Annotated in this window: 1 protein-coding gene; it reads right to left on the bottom strand. The window is 66.7% G+C overall.

Translation table 11 applies throughout. The features are described 5' to 3' along the window. Positions 1 to 22: 22 nt before the first annotated feature. Positions 23 to 916, bottom strand: coding sequence for an IS5 family transposase (locus tag IT780_RS41430; RefSeq protein WP_199517387.1), 894 nt, complete (start codon positions 914 to 916; stop codon positions 23 to 25). Positions 917 to 1,037 lie beyond the last annotated feature (121 nt).

Here is a 1,037-nt window from a genome sequence, read left to right as displayed (position 1 = left end):
TAAGGCGTGTTTCAAAAGCCGGTCAGAGCCACTCGCTGATGATGGTGATGGTCAGGACGGCTTGGAAGCGGACGGCTAACTTGTCGTAGCGAGTGGCGACGCCGCGGTGGCGTTTGAGGCGGGCTATGCCGTTCTCGACGGCGTGGCGTAGCCGGTAGAGCTGCGGGTCGAACTTCGGCGGGCGTCCGCCGCGTGAACCCTGGGCTTTGCGGTGCGCGTCCTGGTCACTCTTACTCGGGATGCAGGCCTTGATCCCACGTGAGCGCAGATAGCGTCGGTTACCGCGGCTGGTGTAGGCCTTGTCGGCCAGCACCAGGACCGGACGTGATCGAGCCCTGCCGACACCGAGCCGGCTGACCCGGATCCGGCGCAGGACCGGGATGAATTGCGGGCTGTCGCCGCGGTGCCCGGCGGTGACGATCATCGACAGGACTTTCTGGCCCTGCTCGCAGGCCAGATGCGTCTTGGTCGTCAGCCCGCCCCGGGACCGTCCGAGTCCATGATCGGCCGGCTCGTCATGGACCCCGCCGGGTGGTTCCTTCTGCAGGTGCCCGTCGGTGCGGGCGCCGGCGGCGTGCTGGTGGGCGCGGCTGGTCATCGAGTCCACGCTGACCGTCCAGTCGATGCGGCCCTCGGCGTCGCCCTGGGACTGCAACGCTGACAGGATCTTCTCCCAGGTCCCGTCACGTTGCCAGCGACGGAACAGTCCGTAGATCGTGGGCCAGGGCGCGTACTCGGCCGGCACGTCCCGCCATGGGGCACCGATGCGGATCCGCCACCGGATCCCGTCGATAAGCTGTCGTTTCTCCCACTTGGGCGGCCGACCCGTCGGTGACGGCGCAGGCAGCAGCGGGGCCAGCACGGCCCACTGCCTGTCGGTCAGGTCATGCCGCCTCGTCACCGCTAAGGTGGCCACGAGGTCTCCGGTATGAAGTTCTTGCTTGGTCGCAGAACCAGATACCGGAGACCTCTTCAGTTATCGACCACCGCCACGCCGCAACTTCAGATCTCGGCGGGGCTTATGAAACACGCCTTAG

Origin of the sequence: Nucisporomicrobium flavum (assembly GCF_016464385.1) — a bacterium.
Lineage (GTDB): Bacteria > Actinomycetota > Actinomycetes > Mycobacteriales > Micromonosporaceae > Actinoplanes > Actinoplanes flavus_A.
This window is presented reverse-complemented; position numbering and strand designations above follow the sequence as displayed.